The organism is Micromonospora sp. NPDC085948 (genome assembly GCF_040686315.1).
Taxonomy (GTDB): Bacteria; Actinomycetota; Actinomycetes; order Mycobacteriales; family Micromonosporaceae; genus Micromonospora.
This window is the reverse complement of record NZ_JBFBJW010000002.1, coordinates 717,668-733,517: the sequence shown is the minus strand read 5'-3', so window position 1 is coordinate 733,517 and position 15,850 is coordinate 717,668. Positions and strand designations below refer to the sequence as shown.

General features: G+C 70.0%; 16 protein-coding genes. 8 read left to right on the top strand and 8 right to left on the bottom strand.

Features of this window, described 5'->3' with window-relative positions; genetic code table 11:
• Positions 1-10 precede the first annotated feature (10 nt).
• From AB0O48_RS09285 to AB0O48_RS09265, 5 genes are all read right to left on the bottom strand, one after another.
• Positions 11-1,018 carry an ABC transporter permease gene (locus AB0O48_RS09285; protein ID WP_365064250.1) on the bottom strand — a complete coding sequence of 336 codons (1,008 nt, stop codon included), beginning with the start codon at positions 1,016-1,018 and terminating at the stop codon, positions 11-13.
• Complete coding sequence (locus tag AB0O48_RS09280) at positions 1,015-2,043, bottom strand: dipeptide ABC transporter ATP-binding protein (protein WP_357246875.1); 1,029 nt, start codon at positions 2,041-2,043, stop codon at positions 1,015-1,017. The genes AB0O48_RS09285 and AB0O48_RS09280 overlap by 4 nt, the downstream gene beginning before the upstream one ends.
• Positions 2,040-3,083, bottom strand: coding sequence for an ABC transporter ATP-binding protein (locus tag AB0O48_RS09275; RefSeq protein ID WP_365064247.1), 1,044 nt, complete (start codon positions 3,081-3,083; stop codon positions 2,040-2,042). Before AB0O48_RS09275 ends, AB0O48_RS09280 begins: the two co-directional genes overlap by 4 nt.
• 465 nt (positions 3,084-3,548) lie before the next feature.
• Positions 3,549-4,565, bottom strand: a complete 1,017-nt coding sequence (locus tag AB0O48_RS09270) for a hypothetical protein (protein ID WP_365064244.1) — start codon at positions 4,563-4,565, stop codon at positions 3,549-3,551.
• Complete coding sequence (locus AB0O48_RS09265) at positions 4,562-5,101, bottom strand: RNA polymerase sigma factor (RefSeq protein ID WP_365064241.1); 540 nt, start codon at positions 5,099-5,101, stop codon at positions 4,562-4,564. The genes AB0O48_RS09270 and AB0O48_RS09265 overlap by 4 nt, the downstream gene beginning before the upstream one ends.
• 309 nt (positions 5,102-5,410) lie before the next feature.
• On the opposite strand from AB0O48_RS09265, the gene AB0O48_RS09260 reads away from it, so the two are divergent.
• From AB0O48_RS09260 to AB0O48_RS09235, 6 genes are all read left to right on the top strand, one after another.
• The gene (locus AB0O48_RS09260) at positions 5,411-5,962 is read left to right on the top strand and encodes a Uma2 family endonuclease (protein ID WP_365064238.1); all 552 of its coding nucleotides are present in this window, start codon (positions 5,411-5,413) and stop codon (positions 5,960-5,962) included.
• Positions 5,963-5,994: 32 nt separating this feature from the next.
• Entirely contained in the window at positions 5,995-7,431 is a 1,437-nt protein-coding gene (locus tag AB0O48_RS09255) for a TldD/PmbA family protein (protein WP_365064235.1), read from the top strand.
• On the top strand, positions 7,428-8,834 hold the full coding sequence (locus AB0O48_RS09250) for a metallopeptidase TldD-related protein (RefSeq protein ID WP_365064232.1): 1,407 nt from the start codon (positions 7,428-7,430) through the stop codon (positions 8,832-8,834). The genes AB0O48_RS09255 and AB0O48_RS09250 overlap by 4 nt, the downstream gene beginning before the upstream one ends.
• A gap of 241 nt (positions 8,835-9,075) precedes the next feature.
• Positions 9,076-9,882, top strand: a complete 807-nt coding sequence (locus tag AB0O48_RS09245) for a hypothetical protein (RefSeq protein ID WP_357377893.1) — start codon at positions 9,076-9,078, stop codon at positions 9,880-9,882.
• Between the two features lie 12 nt (positions 9,883-9,894).
• A complete protein-coding gene (locus AB0O48_RS09240; protein WP_357246889.1) occupies positions 9,895-11,823 on the top strand; it encodes a fumarate reductase/succinate dehydrogenase flavoprotein subunit in 1,929 nt (642 codons plus the stop codon).
• Positions 11,820-12,884, top strand: a complete 1,065-nt coding sequence (locus AB0O48_RS09235; protein ID WP_357246892.1) for a succinate dehydrogenase/fumarate reductase iron-sulfur subunit — start codon at positions 11,820-11,822, stop codon at positions 12,882-12,884. The genes AB0O48_RS09240 and AB0O48_RS09235 overlap by 4 nt, the downstream gene beginning before the upstream one ends.
• Positions 12,885-13,096: 212 nt before the next feature.
• On the opposite strand, the gene AB0O48_RS09230 is transcribed toward AB0O48_RS09235, so the two are convergent.
• A complete protein-coding gene (locus AB0O48_RS09230; protein WP_357246894.1) occupies positions 13,097-13,537 on the bottom strand; it encodes a (deoxy)nucleoside triphosphate pyrophosphohydrolase in 441 nt (146 codons plus the stop codon).
• A 183-nt stretch (positions 13,538-13,720) separates the two neighbouring features.
• Here AB0O48_RS09230 and AB0O48_RS09225 point away from each other — a divergent pair, with 183 nt between their 5' ends.
• Entirely contained in the window at positions 13,721-14,029 is a 309-nt protein-coding gene (locus tag AB0O48_RS09225; protein WP_357246897.1) for a 4a-hydroxytetrahydrobiopterin dehydratase, read from the top strand.
• Here the strand turns inward: AB0O48_RS09225 and AB0O48_RS09220 are convergent.
• Positions 14,016-14,438, bottom strand: coding sequence for a VOC family protein (locus tag AB0O48_RS09220; RefSeq protein WP_357571878.1), 423 nt, complete (start codon positions 14,436-14,438; stop codon positions 14,016-14,018). The genes AB0O48_RS09225 and AB0O48_RS09220 overlap by 14 nt on opposite strands.
• A complete protein-coding gene (locus AB0O48_RS09215) occupies positions 14,435-14,788 on the bottom strand; it encodes a DUF1801 domain-containing protein (protein WP_365064223.1) in 354 nt (117 codons plus the stop codon). The genes AB0O48_RS09220 and AB0O48_RS09215 overlap by 4 nt, the downstream gene beginning before the upstream one ends.
• Before the next feature lie 114 nt (positions 14,789-14,902).
• Between AB0O48_RS09215 and AB0O48_RS09210 the strand changes: the two genes are divergently transcribed.
• Positions 14,903-15,787 carry a LysR family transcriptional regulator gene (locus AB0O48_RS09210; RefSeq protein WP_365064402.1) on the top strand — a complete coding sequence of 295 codons (885 nt, stop codon included), beginning with the start codon at positions 14,903-14,905 and terminating at the stop codon, positions 15,785-15,787.
• The last annotated feature ends 63 nt before the right edge of the window (positions 15,788-15,850 follow it).

Sequence of the window (15,850 nt, the reverse complement as noted above, 5' to 3'; positions counted from 1 at the left end):
GAGCCCACCCCTACCGGGACGACTTCGGGTCGAGCGCGTCCCGCAACGCGTCGCCGAAGAGGTTGAAGGCGAACACCAGCGCGAAGATCATGATGCCCGGGAAGAACACGTAGGCCGGGTCGGTCTGGAGGAAGTCCAGACTGTCGTAGATCATCCGGCCGAAACTCGGGGTCTCGTCGCTGAGGCCGACGCCGATGAACGACAGCGCGGCCTCACTGGTGATGAACTGCGGCACGGCGAGGGAGAACGACACCAGGATCGGCGCCCAGATGTTCGGCAGCAGTTGCCGGAACAGCATGTGCCCCAGCCCGGCCCCGCTGGCCCGGGCCGCCTCCACGAACTCCCGTTCACGCAGCGCGATCACCTGCCCGCGAACCAGCCGTGCCGTGCTGGTCCAGCCGAAGATGGCGAACACGGCGATCAGCACGCCGATCCCGAAGGCGGACGACACCTGCCCCCGCTCACCGTAGAACCGCAGCGTGATGGTGGGGGTGAGGGCCAGGGCGATGATCAGGAACGGCATGGCCAGCGTCAGGTCGGTGATCCAGTTGATCACCGCGTCGAGCCAGCCGCCGAGGTAGCCCGCGAGCGCGCCCAGCACGATCCCGATCGTCGCGGTGATCAACGCGGCGGCGAACGCGACGAACAACGACGTCCGCAGCCCGTAGATCAGCCGGATGAAGATGTCCCTCCCCAGCCCCGGCTCCAGGCCGAACCAGTGCTCGCCGGCGACGCCGCCGGCGTAACCAAGCGGCATGCCGAAGCCGTCCAGCAGGTTCTGGAACTGCTCCCGCGGACCGACACCGTAGGCCATCTCGATCAGCGGAGCCGCCAACCCCACCAGCAGAAAGAAGACCAGGAGTACGCCGCTGACCACGGCCGTCCGGTCCCGGCGCAGCCGCAGCCAGGCGAGCTGACCGGGTGAACGCCCGACCACACCCTTCGCGGCGGGCGTGCTCGCGTCCAGGTCGGACTCGATCTCGGCCAGCGCCACACCCTCCACCGGGGACAGGCTCACGACGGCACCTCCTCGACGAACGGAGCCGCCACCTCGGGGCTCGTGCTGGCCGCTTCCCCTTCGGGGAAGTGGCACGCGGTGGCCTGGCTGCCCCCGTCGCGGGGGATCAACGCGGGCTCCTCGGTGGCGCAGACGTCCTGCGCCTTCCAGCAGCGGGTACGGAACCGGCAGCCCGACGGCGGGTCGAGCGGGGTCGGCACGTCACCGGTCAGCCGGATCCGACCCGCCGGGCCGAGCTGGGTGACGTCCGGGATCGCCGAGAGCAACGCCCGGGTGTACGGGTGCTGCGGGCGCTCGTAGATGTCCGCCCGGTCGCCGATCTCCACGATCCGACCCAGGTACATGACCGCGACCCGCTGGCTGAAGTGCCGGATCACGGCCAGGTCGTGCGCGATGAACACGAACGCCAGGCCCAGCTCCCGTTGCAGGTCACGCAGCAGGTTGACCACCTGCGCCTGGATCGAGACGTCCAGCGCGCTCACCGGCTCGTCGGCGACGATCAGCTTGGGCCGCAGGGCCAGCGCGCGGGCGATGCCGATGCGTTGACGCTGGCCGCCGGAGAACTCGTGCGGGTACCTGTTGTAGTGCTCCGGGTTCAACCCGACCAGTTCCAGCAGCTCCTGCACCCGGGCCTTCACGCCACCCGGGGGCTTGATCCCGTTGACCTGCAACGGCATCGCCACGATCCGACCGACGGTGTGCCGGGGGTTCAACGAGGCGTACGGGTCCTGGAAGATGATCTGGAGTTCCTGACGCAGCGGGCGCAACTCCCGGCGGCCGGCGTGGGTGATGTCCCGCCCGGCGAACTCGATGCTGCCGCTCGTCGGCTCCAACAGCCGCACCAGCATCCGACCGGTGGTGGTCTTGCCGCAGCCCGACTCCCCCACCAGCCCGAGCGTCTCGCCGGGGCGCACGTCGAAGTCGAGCCCGTCGACCGCCCGCACCTGGCCGGTGGCGCGCAGCCCCTGGCGTACCGGGAAGTGCTTGGTCAGCCCACGTACCCGCAGCAGTGGTTCGTCGGTCATCGGGCCACCCCCACGGATGCGACGTCCTCGGCGTAGAACGTGACACGCTCCTCGGCGCTGAGGTGACAGGCGACCAGGTGGCCGTCGGCCCCGGCCGCGCGCAGCTCGGGCACCTCGCTGCGGGACCGGCCGCCGACCCGGTCCGCGTACCGGCAGCGAGGGTGGAACGCGCAGCCGGACGGCAGGTTGATCAGGCTGGGCGGGTTGCCGGGGATCGGCACCAGGTCCGCGTCCGCGTCGCCGTGAAGGGACGGCACGCTGGAGAGCAACCCCCAGGTGTACGGATGCTGCGGCGAGCGGAGCACCTGCTCGACGCTGCCCCGCTCGACGGCACGCCCCCCGTACATGACGAGCACGTCGTCGGCCACCTGACCGACCACGCCGAGGTCGTGGGTGATCAGGATGATCGCGGAGTGGAACTCGGCCTGGAGGTCGGCGAGCAAATCCAGGATCTGCGCCTGCACGGTGACGTCCAGCGCGGTGGTCGGCTCGTCGGCGATCAGCAGCGCCGGGTCGTTGACCAGGGACATCGCGATCATCGCCCGCTGGCGCATGCCGCCGGAGAACTCGTGCGGATACTGGTCGAAACGGCGGGCCGGCTGCGGGATGCCGACCCGGTCCAGCATGTCCACCGCCCGCTGGCGGGCCTCGCGCCGGTTGGCCTTCGGGTGGTGCACCCGGTACGCCTCGGCGATCTGCCGGCCCACCGTGTAGTACGGGTGCAGCGCCGACAGTGGATCCTGGAAGATCATCGCCATGTCCCGGCCGCGCAGCCGGCGTACCTCCTCGTCAGGCAGGCCGACCAACTGCCGCCCACCGACGGAGATCTCTCCGGTGATCGTGGCGCGCTTCGGGTCGTGCAGGCCGAGGATGGCCAGCGAGGTGACGCTCTTGCCGGAGCCGGACTCGCCCACGATGCCGAGGGTGCGACCCCGCTCCACGGCGAACGACACCCCGTCGACCGCGCGCACCACGCCGTCCTCGGTGTCGAACCGGACCCGCAGGTCACGCACCCGCAGGTAGGCATCCGAACTGTCCACGGCCGCCTCCCTCAGTGACGAAGAGAACTTACATGAAAGTCCTGAGGGTGAAAATAAGCTACAAAGTCCGTACCTGTCAGCGGGCCCGAGCGTAACGAGTCCGCATCGGCCCCGCACCCCCGTCACCTCGCCATCCACACCCGTTCATGCCGCGCCCTCACGGTGGGCGCGCTGTCGACGGCCCCGCGCAACATCCCCGATGTTTGCGCGGATCTTGACGGCAAGCGCCTACCCGAGAGACCGGGAGCGGAGTTTGCGGCGTCACGGACGCCAAGGTCACGCTCGAACCAGGATGTAGTGGCATCGCCGACGCGTCGATACCACTACATCCAAGATCGAGCGCGATCTTGGAACTCAGCTGAGCTACCTGGACCATCCCCCGATGCGCCTGGCCTACGACAGCAGGGACTGCCGCGCCTCAGGGGCGATCAGGTGAGGTGCAGCTAGGGCCGAGGCCCCGCCGCCTCACCGGCCGCTCGGCGTGACGATGACCTGGGTGCCAACGGCCACGACCTGCTCGCCAGTCAACATCGCTGGCGCCTGCAGGTGAAAGGCGGTCCCGTCAGGCAGCGGGACCTGCAGGAACCACCCGTTGAGCGTCTGCACCAGATCACTTTCCCTGCCGTTGACCTGCACCGTCTCAATCCGCTTAGCGCCGCTCACCAAGCCCATCAGATTTCTTTCGGGAGTCTCGACGAGATTGACACTGAGTTCCTCGCCAGACGCGGGGGCGCGCAGGGTCACGATCTTGTTGTCCTTGAACGCTGCCAACCGCCAGCCCGCTGGGGCGAGACGCACCTGCAGCGGCACCGGCCGGGCATCATCCGCCACGGTCGCGGCCAGCCCCCGCACCGCCGCTTCGCTGCCGAAGCGACCATGGCCGGTGAGCGTGACCCACTGACCGGACCGGCGCTGCCAACTCAGTACCACCGACGTGCCGGACTGTGTCTGATGTTCGACCACGAAGCCGGGCACGCCCTGCATCGAGACGGACCGGACCCGCTCGGGCACGTCCTGTGGCACATACCGATCGCTCACGCCGAGATAGATATCGCTGACGCCATCATTCGCCGAGAAGACCGCCGTCATCAGCGGCCGGTCGTTGCCCTGCTCGTCGCGGGCAACACCGCCACTGAAGGTCGGCGCCGCCAAGCCAGCGGGGCGAGGACGCAACCCGATGGGATACACCGGCGCATCGAACGCCACGAGCTGCACTCCCGCTTGCCGGCCGGCCGGCGCACGACGCTCCGACAACACGAATGGACCACCAGCAGCCACGGCGACCACGACCGCAACGGCGAAGCCGAGGCCAACCCGCCGATGTTGGAGAGCCAAGTTGACACGTCTCCTACCCCACCCAGGGCGGGCCGGCGCAACCGCGACCATCTCGGCCATCAGTCGGCGACGAGCGCTGGACAAAGCCGCCGAAGACACCGGCGGGGCGTCCGGGCCATGCTCGCGCAGCAATTCGAGATCGTTCATAGCAACTCCTGGTTGATCGTTGCCGAGCTGAGGAATTCACGAGTCAGGCGTCGGGCCCGGTTCAGCCGGGACCGGACGGTGCCGACAGGTATGGCGAGCACGGCGGCGATCTCGGCGTAGGACAACCCCGCCCACGCCGTCAGCAACAACACGTCCCGGTCCCCGCGCTTCAACCGCACCAGAGCCGCAGCCAACTGCTGGCGCAACGCTTGCGCGTCCGCGCGCTGGATGGCTTCATCGTCGCTCGACATCACATCGGTGGCGGCGGCAGCCAACCGGGCCAACATGCGGTAGCGGCGCTCCTCCTGCCGCGCCTGTCGGTGCAGCACGTTCGTGGCGATGCCGTACAGCCAGGCCCGCGGATCAACGCCCTGCGACCGATAGGTCGACCTCCGCCTGAACGCAATCAGAAACGTCTCAGCCAGCAAATCGTCAGCCCCGCTACCGACCCGACGCGCCAGATATCGGTGAACGGCCACAGCATGCCGGTCGAACAGCGTCGCGAACCGCTCCGGACACTCGACCGACTCGCGCATCAACACGTCATCGCCCACAAGTTGCGACGGCTCCACGAGCTGCGCCGGTGGAGGCCGCTCCGACCGGGGGCCAGCCGGCTCGCCCAAAGAAATATCCCTCACGTCGTACGTTGCGCTCACACCTGTTCATGCCCGCAGAGCGCCATCGGGTTCACGCTCCGCCTACCGAACTCGGCGGCCCTGCGGTGACGGAACGTACCGGTGGGAGTGCGAACGGACCTCGGCGATCACATCGTCTGAGCCGCAATCGATCTTGTGCTCGCACGTCGGGTGCGATCTCAGCGACCCAGAATGAGTTGCACTGGGCGGATGATTCCCGTCGGCATTCTTGGCCGCGCGCTGCCGTGGACTGAGTTGGACTACCTCGCCCTCGGTGATACGGCCCAGCGCATCGAACTCCTCGACGGCGGCCTACTCATCGGCCCATCCCCGTCCGTCCGACACCAGGTGATCGTCGGTGGTCTGGCAGCCGCGTTGGAACCAGGCTGTGCTGCCGCGAACCGCACCCTGCTCCCGGTCATCAACCTGCGGCTGAACGTCACCCGGATCCTCAACCCCGACCTCGTGGTGACCACGGAGCTGGATTTCGAGGCGACCTGCGTACCGGCAGACGCGGTCCTCCTGGTCGGCGAGGTCGCCGCGCCACACACCGCCGCCATTGACCGGGTGTTGAAGCCGCACCTGTACGCGGCGGCCGGGATCGAGTGGTATCTGCTCGTCGATCAGGAAACCCTGACCGCGCATCTCCACCAACGGCAGGGCGGCCATTACGTGGAGCGGGCTACCACGAAGCGCGGTGAGGTTCTGGAGCTGGCGGAGCCGGTGCGGGCCACGATCCGGCCGGAGGACCTCGTCCCCTGACGGGTGTCGGTCGGCTGGCCTAGGGTCGGTCCATGACCGAGTTCGACGCGGCCAGCGCCGCCGTCCAGGCCGCCCTCGACGCGGGCGCACGGTACGCCGACGCGCGGGTGATGCACCGTCGCTACGAGTCGATGACCGCGCGCAACGGTGACGTGGAGGAGCTGACCCAGGACGAGAGCATCGGCATCGGTGTCCGGGCACTCGTCGGTGCGAGTTGGGGCTTCCACGCCGTACCCGATCTGTCGGACGCCGCCGCCCGCGACGCCGGCCGGCGCGCGACGCGGACCGCCATGGCGAGCGCGCGGGTTCCCGGCCCGCCTGTCGACCTGGTCCCTACGCGGGCGGTCACCGCGAGTTGGGCCTCCGGCTGCGAGATCGACCCGCTCGGGGTGCCCCTGTCGGACAAGGGCGACCTGCTGGTCGGGGCGACCCGCACGATGGCCGAGCACGGCGCGGACCTGGCCGAGGGCCTCTACCAGATCTGGGACACGGCGAAGTGGTTCGTCTCCAGCGAGGGCCACCGGATCGACCAGCGGATCCGCGAGTGCGGCGGCGGCATCTCGGCCACCTCGATCGGCGACGGGGAGACGCAGCGGCGGTCCTGGCCGAGCTACCGGGGGCAGTACGGCACCACCGGCTGGGAGCTGGTCGAGTCACTCGACCTGGCCGCGCACGCCGCGCAGATCGCCGAGGAGTCCCGAGCGCTGCTCACCGCGCCGCTCTGCCCGGCCGGCGAGACCGATCTGATCCTCGGCGGTGAGCAGTTGGCCCTGCAGATCCACGAGTCGGTCGGGCACGCCATCGAGTTGGACCGGATCCTCGGCTGGGAGGCCGCGTTCGCCGGCACGTCCTGGTTGGACCTGGCCCAGCTCGGCTCGCTGCGCTACGGCTCCGAGCTGATGAACATCACCATCGATCCGACCATCCCCGGCGCGCTCGGCAGCTTCGGCTTCGACGACGAGGGTTCCCCGGCGACCAAGCGGGACGCGGTCCGCGACGGCCGCTGGGTGGGGGTGCTCGCCGGTCGGGACTCCGCCGCGATGGCCAGCCTCGACTACGGCGGCAGCGTACGGGCCGACGGGTGGGCCCGGCTGCCGATGGTGCGGATGACGAACGTCGGCCTGGAACCCGGCCCGCACACCCTGGAAGAGATCATCGCGGCCACCGACGACGGCGTGCTGATGGACCTCAACCGGTCCTGGTCGATCGACGACAAGCGACTCAACTTCCAGTTCGGCTGCGAGATCGGCTGGGAGATCAAGAAGGGGCGGCGGGGGCGGATGCTGCGCAACCCCACGTACACCGGGATCGGCCCGCTCTTCTGGCGCTCGATGGACATGCTGTCGAGCGAGACGGTGTCCTGGGGCACGCCCAACTGCGGCAAGGGCCAACCGGGCCAGATCGGGCACACCGGCCACCCGGCCGCGCCGGCCCGGTTCCGCAACGTCCGGGTGGGGGTGTCGGCGTGAGCGCGAGGAGTGAGGTGGAGCTGGCCGGGCAGGTCGTGGAGCTGGTCCGCCGCCTCGGTGGGCCGGCCGCCCAGGCCGAGGCGGTGGTGACGCGGGCGGACCTGGCGCTGACCCGGTTCGCCAACTCGGCCATCCACCAGAACGTCGCGGAGTCGACCGTCGGGGTCCGGCTGCGGCTGCACGTCGACGGTCGGACCGCCGCCGGCAGCGGCAGCGTGGTCACCGCCGACGGGCTGAGCGCGCTGGTCGAGCGCACCCTGGCGGCGGCGCGGCTCTGCCCGCCCGACCCGGGCTGGCCGGGGCTGGCCCCGCCCACGCCCTCGCCGGAGGCGCCGGCGGTCGACGAGGCCACCGCGCACGCCGAGCCGGATCAGCGGGCCGATCGGGTGGGCGCTTTCGTGGCCGCCGCCGGGGGCCTCAGCACGGCCGGTTACTGCCGTACCGCGCATCGCTCGTCGGCGTTCGCCAACTCGGCCGGGCACATGGCGTACGGCCGTTCGGCGGAGGCGGCGATGGATGGCATCGCCCGCAGCGATGGCGCGGACGGGGTGGCCCGGCGCAGCGCCGACCGGCTCTCCGACCTCGACGGCGCCGAGCTGGGCGCGCGGGCGGCGGCGAAGGCCCGGGCGGCGGCCGACCCGGTCGAGCTGCCACCGGGGCGCTACGAGGTGGTGTTCGAGCCGGCCGCCGTGGCGGACCTGTTGCAGAACCTCTCCTGGTACGGCTTCAACGGCAAGCGGTACGCCGAGCGGCAGTCGTTCGCCGAGCCGGGTACGGCCCAGTTCGACCGGGCGGTGACCCTGGTGGACGACCCGCTGGGCGCGTCGGGGCTGACATTCGATGCGGAGGGCACCGGTCGTCGGGCGCTGACCCTGGTCGAGGCGGGCACCACCCGGGCGGTGGCGCACGACCGGCGGACGGCCGACGCGGCGGGTGTGCCGTCCACCGGGCACGCGGTCGCGGGTGGAGCCACCTGGGGGCCGATGGCCCGTAACCTGCGGCTGTCCGGCGCGGCGGCCGGCCCGGTCAGCGCGACGGGCCGGAGCACCACCGGCGGGGCGGCCGGCGCGGTGGTCGACGCGGACACCGCGGCGCTTGTCGCCGGTGTACGCCGGGGGTTGCTGGTCAGCGACCTCTGGTACACGAGGGTGCTCGACCCGAAGAGCCTCGTCGTCACCGGGCTGACCCGCAACGGCGTCTGGCTCATCGAGGACGGCACGGTGGTGCGGGCGGTCCGTGATCTGCGGTTCACCGAGTCGTACCCGCGCGCGCTCGGACCCGGGGCGGTGCTCGGGGTGGGCGGGCGGGTGGTGCGGCAACCGGATCGGGTGGACGGTGCCTGGTGGACGGCTCCCCCGCTGCGACTGGCGTCCTGGCACTTCAGCGGAGGCGCCTCGGGATGACCGCGGCGGACCGCCGCGGACCGACGTACCGCGGCTTTTCCGCAGGCCAGACACACGGGACACTCCCTTGCGCGGACGGCTCGCAGAGATCGGCGTAACGTGTGTCACTTAGCTGCGTCGGTCGATCCGGCGTGGTCGTTGGTGTGCGCAGGACGTGGCAGCGGGTGCGGGTTCGCCGGTCCGCGTGCCGACCGGAGAAAGATCAGCCCGCCCGTACGGGCCCGTCGAGGAGACGACTCGAATGACTTCAACGGCAACGAAGCCGCGGGGAGCGCGGGCGCGCGCCGCGATCGCGGCGAAGACGTTGCGTACCGACCGCTGGTGGTTCGCTCCGCTGATCACCGTGATCGGGCTCAGCGCCTGGGTCGCGTACGCGACGGTCCGGGTCTTCCAGCATGACAACTACTGGGTCGACGCGTACCACTACCTGACCCCGTTCTACTCCCCGTGCGTGACGGACCGGTGTGTCGAGGCGGCCTCGCACTTCGGGCGGTTCCTGCCCGGCTGGTGGGTCATCCCGGATGCCGCGCTGACCCTGCCGTTCCTGCTGCTGTTCCGGCTCACCTGCTACTACTACCGCAAGGCGTACTACCGGTCGTTCTGGCTGTCGCCGCCGGCCTGTGCCGTCCCGGACGGCCACAAGGAGTACGCCGGGGAGACCCGCTTCCCACTGCTCGGTCAGAACCTGCACCGCTACTTCTTCTACGCCGCCGCGATCATCTCGCTGATCAACACCTGGGACGCGATCCTCGCCTTCCACTCGCCCAAGGGCTTCGGCTTCGGGCTCGGCAACATCATCCTGGTGCTCAACGTGGTGATGCTCTGGGCGTACACGATCTCCTGCCACTCCTGCCGGCACATCATCGGCGGCCGGCTCAAGCACTTCTCCAAGCACCCGGTGCGGTACAAGGCCTGGACTGTCGTCTCGGCGTTGAACGTCCGGCACATGCAGCTCGCCTGGATCACCCTCGGCACCCTGGCGCTGGCCGACTTCTACATCATGGCGCTCGCGGCCGGCTGGTTCTCCGACCTGCGGTTCATCAACTAAAGGGCCCCTGACATGACCACTACCACTCGCATCGAACGACACCACTACGACGTCGTCGTCATCGGGGCCGGCGGCGCCGGTCTGCGCGCGGCGATCGAGGCCCGGCTCGCCGGCAAGAAGACCGCGATCATCTCCAAGTCGCTCTTCGGCAAGGCGCACACGGTGATGGCCGAGGGCGGCGCGGCAGCCGCCATGGGCAACGTGAACAGCCGGGACAACTGGCAGGTGCACTTCCGCGACACCATGCGTGGCGGCAAGTTCCTCAACAACTTCCGGATGGCCGAGTTGCACGCGAAGGAGTCGCCGCAGCGGATCTGGGAGCTGGAGACGTACGGTGCGCTCTTCGACCGCACCAAGGACGGCAAGATCTCGCAGCGCAACTTCGGTGGCCACGAGTACCCGCGCCTGGCGCACGTCGGCGACCGGACCGGCCTGGAGTTGATCCGCACCCTCCAGCAGAAGATCGTCTCGCTTCAGCAGGAGGACCAGCGGGAGTTCGGCTCGTACGACGCCCGGATCAAGGTGTTCTCCGAGACCACGATCACCGAGCTGCTGCTCGACGGTGACCGGGTGGCCGGCGCGTTCGGGTACTACCGCGAGTCCGGTGAGTTCATCCTCTTCGAGGCGCCGGCCGTCGTGCTCGCCACCGGTGGCGTCGGGCGCTCCTACAAGGTCACCTCGAACTCCTGGGAGTACACCGGGGACGGGCACGCGTTGGCGCTGCGCGCCGGGGCGACGCTGATCAACATGGAGTTCCTCCAGTTCCACCCGACCGGCATGGTCTGGCCGCCCTCGGTGAAGGGCATCCTGGTCACCGAGTCGGTGCGTGGTGACGGTGGCGTCCTGAAGAACTCCGAGGGCAAGCGGTTCATGTTCGACTACGTCCCCGACGTCTTCCGCAAGCAGTACGCGGAGACCGAGGAGGAGGCGGACCGCTGGTACACCGACCCGGACAACAACAGGCGTCCACCGGAGCTGCTGCCCCGGGACGAGGTGGCCCGCGCGATCAACAGCGAGGTCAAGGCCGGTCGGGGCTCCCCCGCCGGTGGCGTCTTCCTGGACATCGCGAGCCGGCGTTCGGCCGACGAGATCCGCCGGCGGCTGCCGTCGATGTACCACCAGTTCAAGGAGCTGGCCGACGTCGACATCACCGCCGAGCCGATGGAGGTCGGGCCGACCTGTCACTACGTGATGGGCGGCGTCGAGGTCGACCCGGATTCGGGTGCGGCCTTCGGCCACGTACGCGGACTGTTCGCCGCCGGTGAGGTCTCCGGCGGTATGCACGGCTCCAACCGGCTGGGCGGCAACTCCCTGTCCGACCTGCTGGTCTTCGGCAAGCGGGCGGGCGGCCACGCGGCCAGCTACGCCGACGGGCTCGCCGCCCGGCCGAAGGTGGCCGTGGACGCGGTCGAGGCCGCCGTGGAGACCGCCCTCGCCCCGCTGCAACGGGACACCGGCGAGAGCCCGTACACCCTCCAGCAGGACCTCCAGGCCGTCATGGGGGACCTGGTGGGCATCATCCGCCGGGAGGGTGAGCTAGCCGACGCGCTGGTGCGGCTGGCCGAGCTGCGCGAGCGGGTCGCCAAGGTCAGCGCGTTCGGCGGCCGGCGCTACAACCCGGGCTGGCACCTCGCCCTGGACCTGCGCAACATGCTCGTGGTCTCGGAGTGCACCGCGAAGGCGGCGTTGGAGCGGCAGGAGTCGCGCGGCGGGCACACCCGGGAGGACTATCCGGCGATGGAGCCGAAGTGGCGACAGGTCAACCTGGTCTGCTCGCTGGACGGCGACAGCGTACGGCTCACCCGTAAGCCGCTGCCGAAGATGCGGCCGGAGCTGATCGGCCTCTTCGACCGTGCGGAGCTTTCCAAGTACCTCACCGACGAGGAGCTGGCCGACTTCGACGCCCTCGTCGCCGACGCTGGAGAGGCGGACAACCGATGAGCGCGAAGCGTCAGTTCCGAATCTGGCGGGGTGACGAGACCGGCGGGGACCTGCAGGACTACATGGTCGAGGTGAACGAGGGCGAGGTCGTCCTCGACGTCATCCACCGCCTCCAGGCCACCGACGCGCCGGACCTGGCCTGCCGGTGGAACTGCAAGGCCGGCAAGTGCGGCTCCTGCTCCATGGAGATCAACGGCAAGCCGCGGTTGGGCTGCATGACGCGGATGTCGACCTTCGGCGACGAGGAGACCGTCACGGTCACCCCGCTGCGGACCTTCCCGGTCATCCGGGACCTGGTCACCGACGTGTCGTACAACTACCAGAAGGCCCGCGAGACCCCGGCGTTCGCCCCACCGGCGGACGTGGCCCCGGGTGACTACCGGATGCAGCAGGTCGACGTCGAGCGCTCGCAGGAGTTCCGCAAGTGCATCGAGTGCTTCCTGTGCCAGACGGTCTGCCACGTGATCCGTGATCACGACGAGAACAAGCAGGCGTTCTCCGGCCCTCGGTACTTCATTCGGGCGGCCGAGCTGGACATGCACCCGCTGGACAGCCGGACGGACCGCAAGGAGTACGCACAGGCCGAACAGGGCCTCGGTTTCTGCAACATCACCAAGTGCTGCACCGAGGTCTGCCCCGAGCACATCAAGATCACTGATAACGGGATCATCCCCATGAAGGAACGGGTCGTCGACCGCAGGTACGATCCCCTTGTGTGGCTTGGTAGCAAGATCTTCCGTCGGGGCGAGACTCCCCAGACCAGCGTGACCACCGCCCGCCAGGGCTCGACGACGTCGGGCTCGGCCAGGGGCGGGGTGCACTCGCACGCGGGTGGTTCCCACGACCCGCGCGCCGAGGCGCAGGCGCAGAGTGGCGTGAACTGGGACCGGGAGGTGCCCCACCCGACCGCTCCGGCGGTGGACGACCGGGGCAAGCTGCCGCTGACCGAGCTCACGTTCGACCGGGCCGCCGCGCCGTCGCCGTTCGGTGACGACGTCACCTTCCCGCTGCCTCCGGAGCACCTCAACTTCGCGCACCCCGACCAGGACAAGCAGCACTAGAACCCGAACCAAAGACGGGGGCCGTGGCTATCGCCACGGCCCCCGTCCCCGCTTCCAGCCCACCCGCCTGCTCTGCCGCCTGGTCACCTGCCTGCTCCGCCGCCTGCTCCGGTGATCAAGAGGTTTGCGTCACGACACGCCGCGCCGCATGACGCAAACCTCTTGATCACCGGAGGCTGGGCGGGGCGGGGCGGGAGGGGGCGGGGCGGGGGTTAGGGGGTTTTGAGGAGGGGGCGGAGGGCGGCCACGATGGGGGCGTCGGCGGGGAGCCAGGTGACCGAGTCCAGCTCGTTGGCCGAGAGCCACCGCAGCGCCTCGTGTTCCAGCGCCTGGGGCTCGTCGCCGTGGAGCAGGCGGGCGGCGTACACCTTGAGCACCGAACGGCCGTGCGCCATTCGTACGTTGCGGCCGACCCGATCGTGGACCTCGACGCGTACGGCCAACTCCTCGGCGCACTCCCGGACCAGCGCGTCGGTCTCGGTCTCCCCCGGCTCGACCTTCCCGCCGGGAAACTCCCACATTCCGGCCACCTCGGGCGGGGCGGCACGCGCACAGGCGAGCACCCGCCCGTCCCGGATGATCGCCGCACCGACGATCACCTTCAGGTCCCGTCGTTCGGTCTGCCCGCCGCCATTCGCCCGTTCGGTCCGCACGGGCGTCCAGGGTGCCAGATCAATCGGCGGTTTGGGTACCGTAGCCGTCCGCTAGGCCAACAGAACACGGAAGTGTGGGCGTGGACACCCCTTCCGAGCAACGACAAACTAGAGGACACCGACAAGACACGGGATGGCGACGATTTGGCCACGAGCCGACAACGGCGCTTGGGGGGTGCGGTGATGCGCGTGCTGTTCAACAGCAGGGCCAAGCAGGACTACCTCTCCGACGCGTTGACCCTGCTAGCTGGTTGGACACGCGAAGGCGAGCAGATCCGACGGACGCTCGCGATCGACGATACCCAACACGCCGCCCTAACTGAACGGGTCAAGGTCGTCGCTGACGCGCTGCACCTGCGCCCCGAGATCAGCCGCCTGCCCGACCGCACCCAGATCCGGGTCGGGCACGGCAACGGCGAGCCGTTGACCGAGGGTGAGGTCCTGTTGGCCGCCCGCATCGAGGACGCGTACCGGGCGGTCACCGAGTCCTGACGACCGTCTCCGGCTCCGACCCGGCGTCCTGCGGGTAGTAGCGCAACTCCACCGAGTTGCCGTCCGGGTCCCGCACGTAGATCGAGGTCGCCGAACCGCGGGCGCCGAACCGGCTGACCGGCCCGGTCAGCACGGTGAAGACCCCCGACTCGATCACCTGCGCCCAGTCCAGTGGTGCCACCACCAGGCAGAAGTGGTCCACGTTCGCGCCCAGCGGCGCACCTCGGACGAGGTCGATGATGCTGTCGGGGCTGATCCGCACCGACGGGAACGGGACGGTGCCGGCGCGCCACTCGTCGACCCGTACCGGTGCCAGCCCGAGCCGGCCGCAGTAGAAGTCCAAGGACCGTTCCACGTCGGCGACGGTCAGTACCAGGTGGTCGAAACCGGTTACCCGCACCCCGCTCACGCCTCCTCCAGGTGTGCCGCCGCGCGCAGCCAGCCGCTGAACAGGGCTGGATCGATGTCGGCGACCTCGCGCAACTTCACCGCCGCCATCGCCCGCGCACCGGGCGTCAGCCGCCCCGACGGGTCGGTGATCTCCTGCCCCCGCCACAGCCCGAAGGTGACGTACGACCCGTACGCCTTGACCAGGCAGACCGGACGCTGGCCGGGCCGGTCGCCCAGGCCCCAGACCGGGTGCCCGTGCCACATCGCCCCGGTCGCTCCGGGCAGCGCCGCCGCGATGATCGGCGTCAGCTTCTCGCCGATCTCGCGCAGTGGGCCGGCCAGGCCGGCCAGGTAGTCGTCAATGCTCACGTCCAGCGCCTTTCGCTCGGTGTTCCGTGCCGTTCACGATGCCCGGACGAGGGACGCCGACCAAGATCTGATGCCGCTACGATCGTTGCCCACAGGTCAACGATGGGAACCGGTGTGCTGGAGCGGTACGAGGTGGAGACGTTCCTGACGCTCGCGGAGGAGCTGCACTTCGGCCGGACCGCCGAGCGGTTGACAGTCAGCACCGGCCGGGTCAGCCACATCGTGAGGAAGCTGGAACGCCGGATCGGCGCACCGCTGTTCGCCCGCACCAGCCGGGTCGTCCGGCTCACTCCGATCGGCCGGCAGCTCGCCGACGAGCTGGCTCCGCTGGTCGCCGAGATGGACGAGGCCGTTCGCCGCGCGACCGACGCCGCCCGGGGCGTGACCGGGACGCTGCGGGTGGCGTTCCTCGGCGAATGGACCGCGCCGGTGCTGCTGCGGGCGGTGGCCCTGTTCGCTGAACGGCACCCGGACTGCCGGGTGGAGGTGCACGAGGCGCAGTTGTCCACCACCCGATCGGGGCTGCTCGACGGATCGACGGACGTTCTGATCGCCTCGTACCCGTTCGACGGGATGGCCACCGGTCCGGCGCTGCTCGCCGAGGATCGGGTACTGGCGGTGGCAGCGGGTCACCCCCTCACCCGGGAGCGGTCGGTGTCGTTGGAGGTGCTCGCCGACCATCCGGTGGTGCAGTACCCGGCCGTGACCTCGACGGAGTTCAAGCGGGACCGCACCCCGGAGCGCACCCCGTCCGGCCGGCCGGTGCCGAAGGGACCCGCCGGGAACACCTTCTCCGAGATGCTGTCCCTGGTCGCGCTGGGCCGGGGTGTCCTGCCGGTGGGCGCGCACACGCGGCGCTACTACCCGCGCCCCGACGTGGCGTACGTGCCCATCCACGACGCCCCACCGATCGAACGCGGGCCGGTCTGGCTGCCCAGCAACACCACCACCCGGGTCCGTGAGTTCGTCCGCGCCGCGACCGACGCGAACCCCCGATGAGACACGCCGAGTTCCGCCACCACCGTCTGATCCGGGGTACGACGCGGAGTCGTGGTCCTCGCC

Coding starts and splice junctions, on each gene's coding strand:
- AB0O48_RS09280 (WP_357246875.1), bottom strand. CDS start 2,043: ATGACCGACGAACCACTGCTGCGGGTACGTGGGCTGACCAAGCACTTC.
- AB0O48_RS09225 (WP_357246897.1), top strand. CDS start 13,721: ATGCGCGTGCTGTTCAACAGCAGGGCCAAGCAGGACTACCTCTCCGAC.
- AB0O48_RS09270 (WP_365064244.1), bottom strand. CDS start 4,565: ATGAACGATCTCGAATTGCTGCGCGAGCATGGCCCGGACGCCCCGCCG.
- AB0O48_RS09265 (WP_365064241.1), bottom strand. CDS start 5,101: ATGCGCGAGTCGGTCGAGTGTCCGGAGCGGTTCGCGACGCTGTTCGAC.
- AB0O48_RS09255 (WP_365064235.1), top strand. CDS start 5,995: ATGACCGAGTTCGACGCGGCCAGCGCCGCCGTCCAGGCCGCCCTCGAC.
- AB0O48_RS09235 (WP_357246892.1), top strand. CDS start 11,820: ATGAGCGCGAAGCGTCAGTTCCGAATCTGGCGGGGTGACGAGACCGGC.
- AB0O48_RS09240 (WP_357246889.1), top strand. CDS start 9,895: ATGACCACTACCACTCGCATCGAACGACACCACTACGACGTCGTCGTC.
- AB0O48_RS09245 (WP_357377893.1), top strand. CDS start 9,076: ATGACTTCAACGGCAACGAAGCCGCGGGGAGCGCGGGCGCGCGCCGCG.
- AB0O48_RS09260 (WP_365064238.1), top strand. CDS start 5,411: ATGATTCCCGTCGGCATTCTTGGCCGCGCGCTGCCGTGGACTGAGTTG.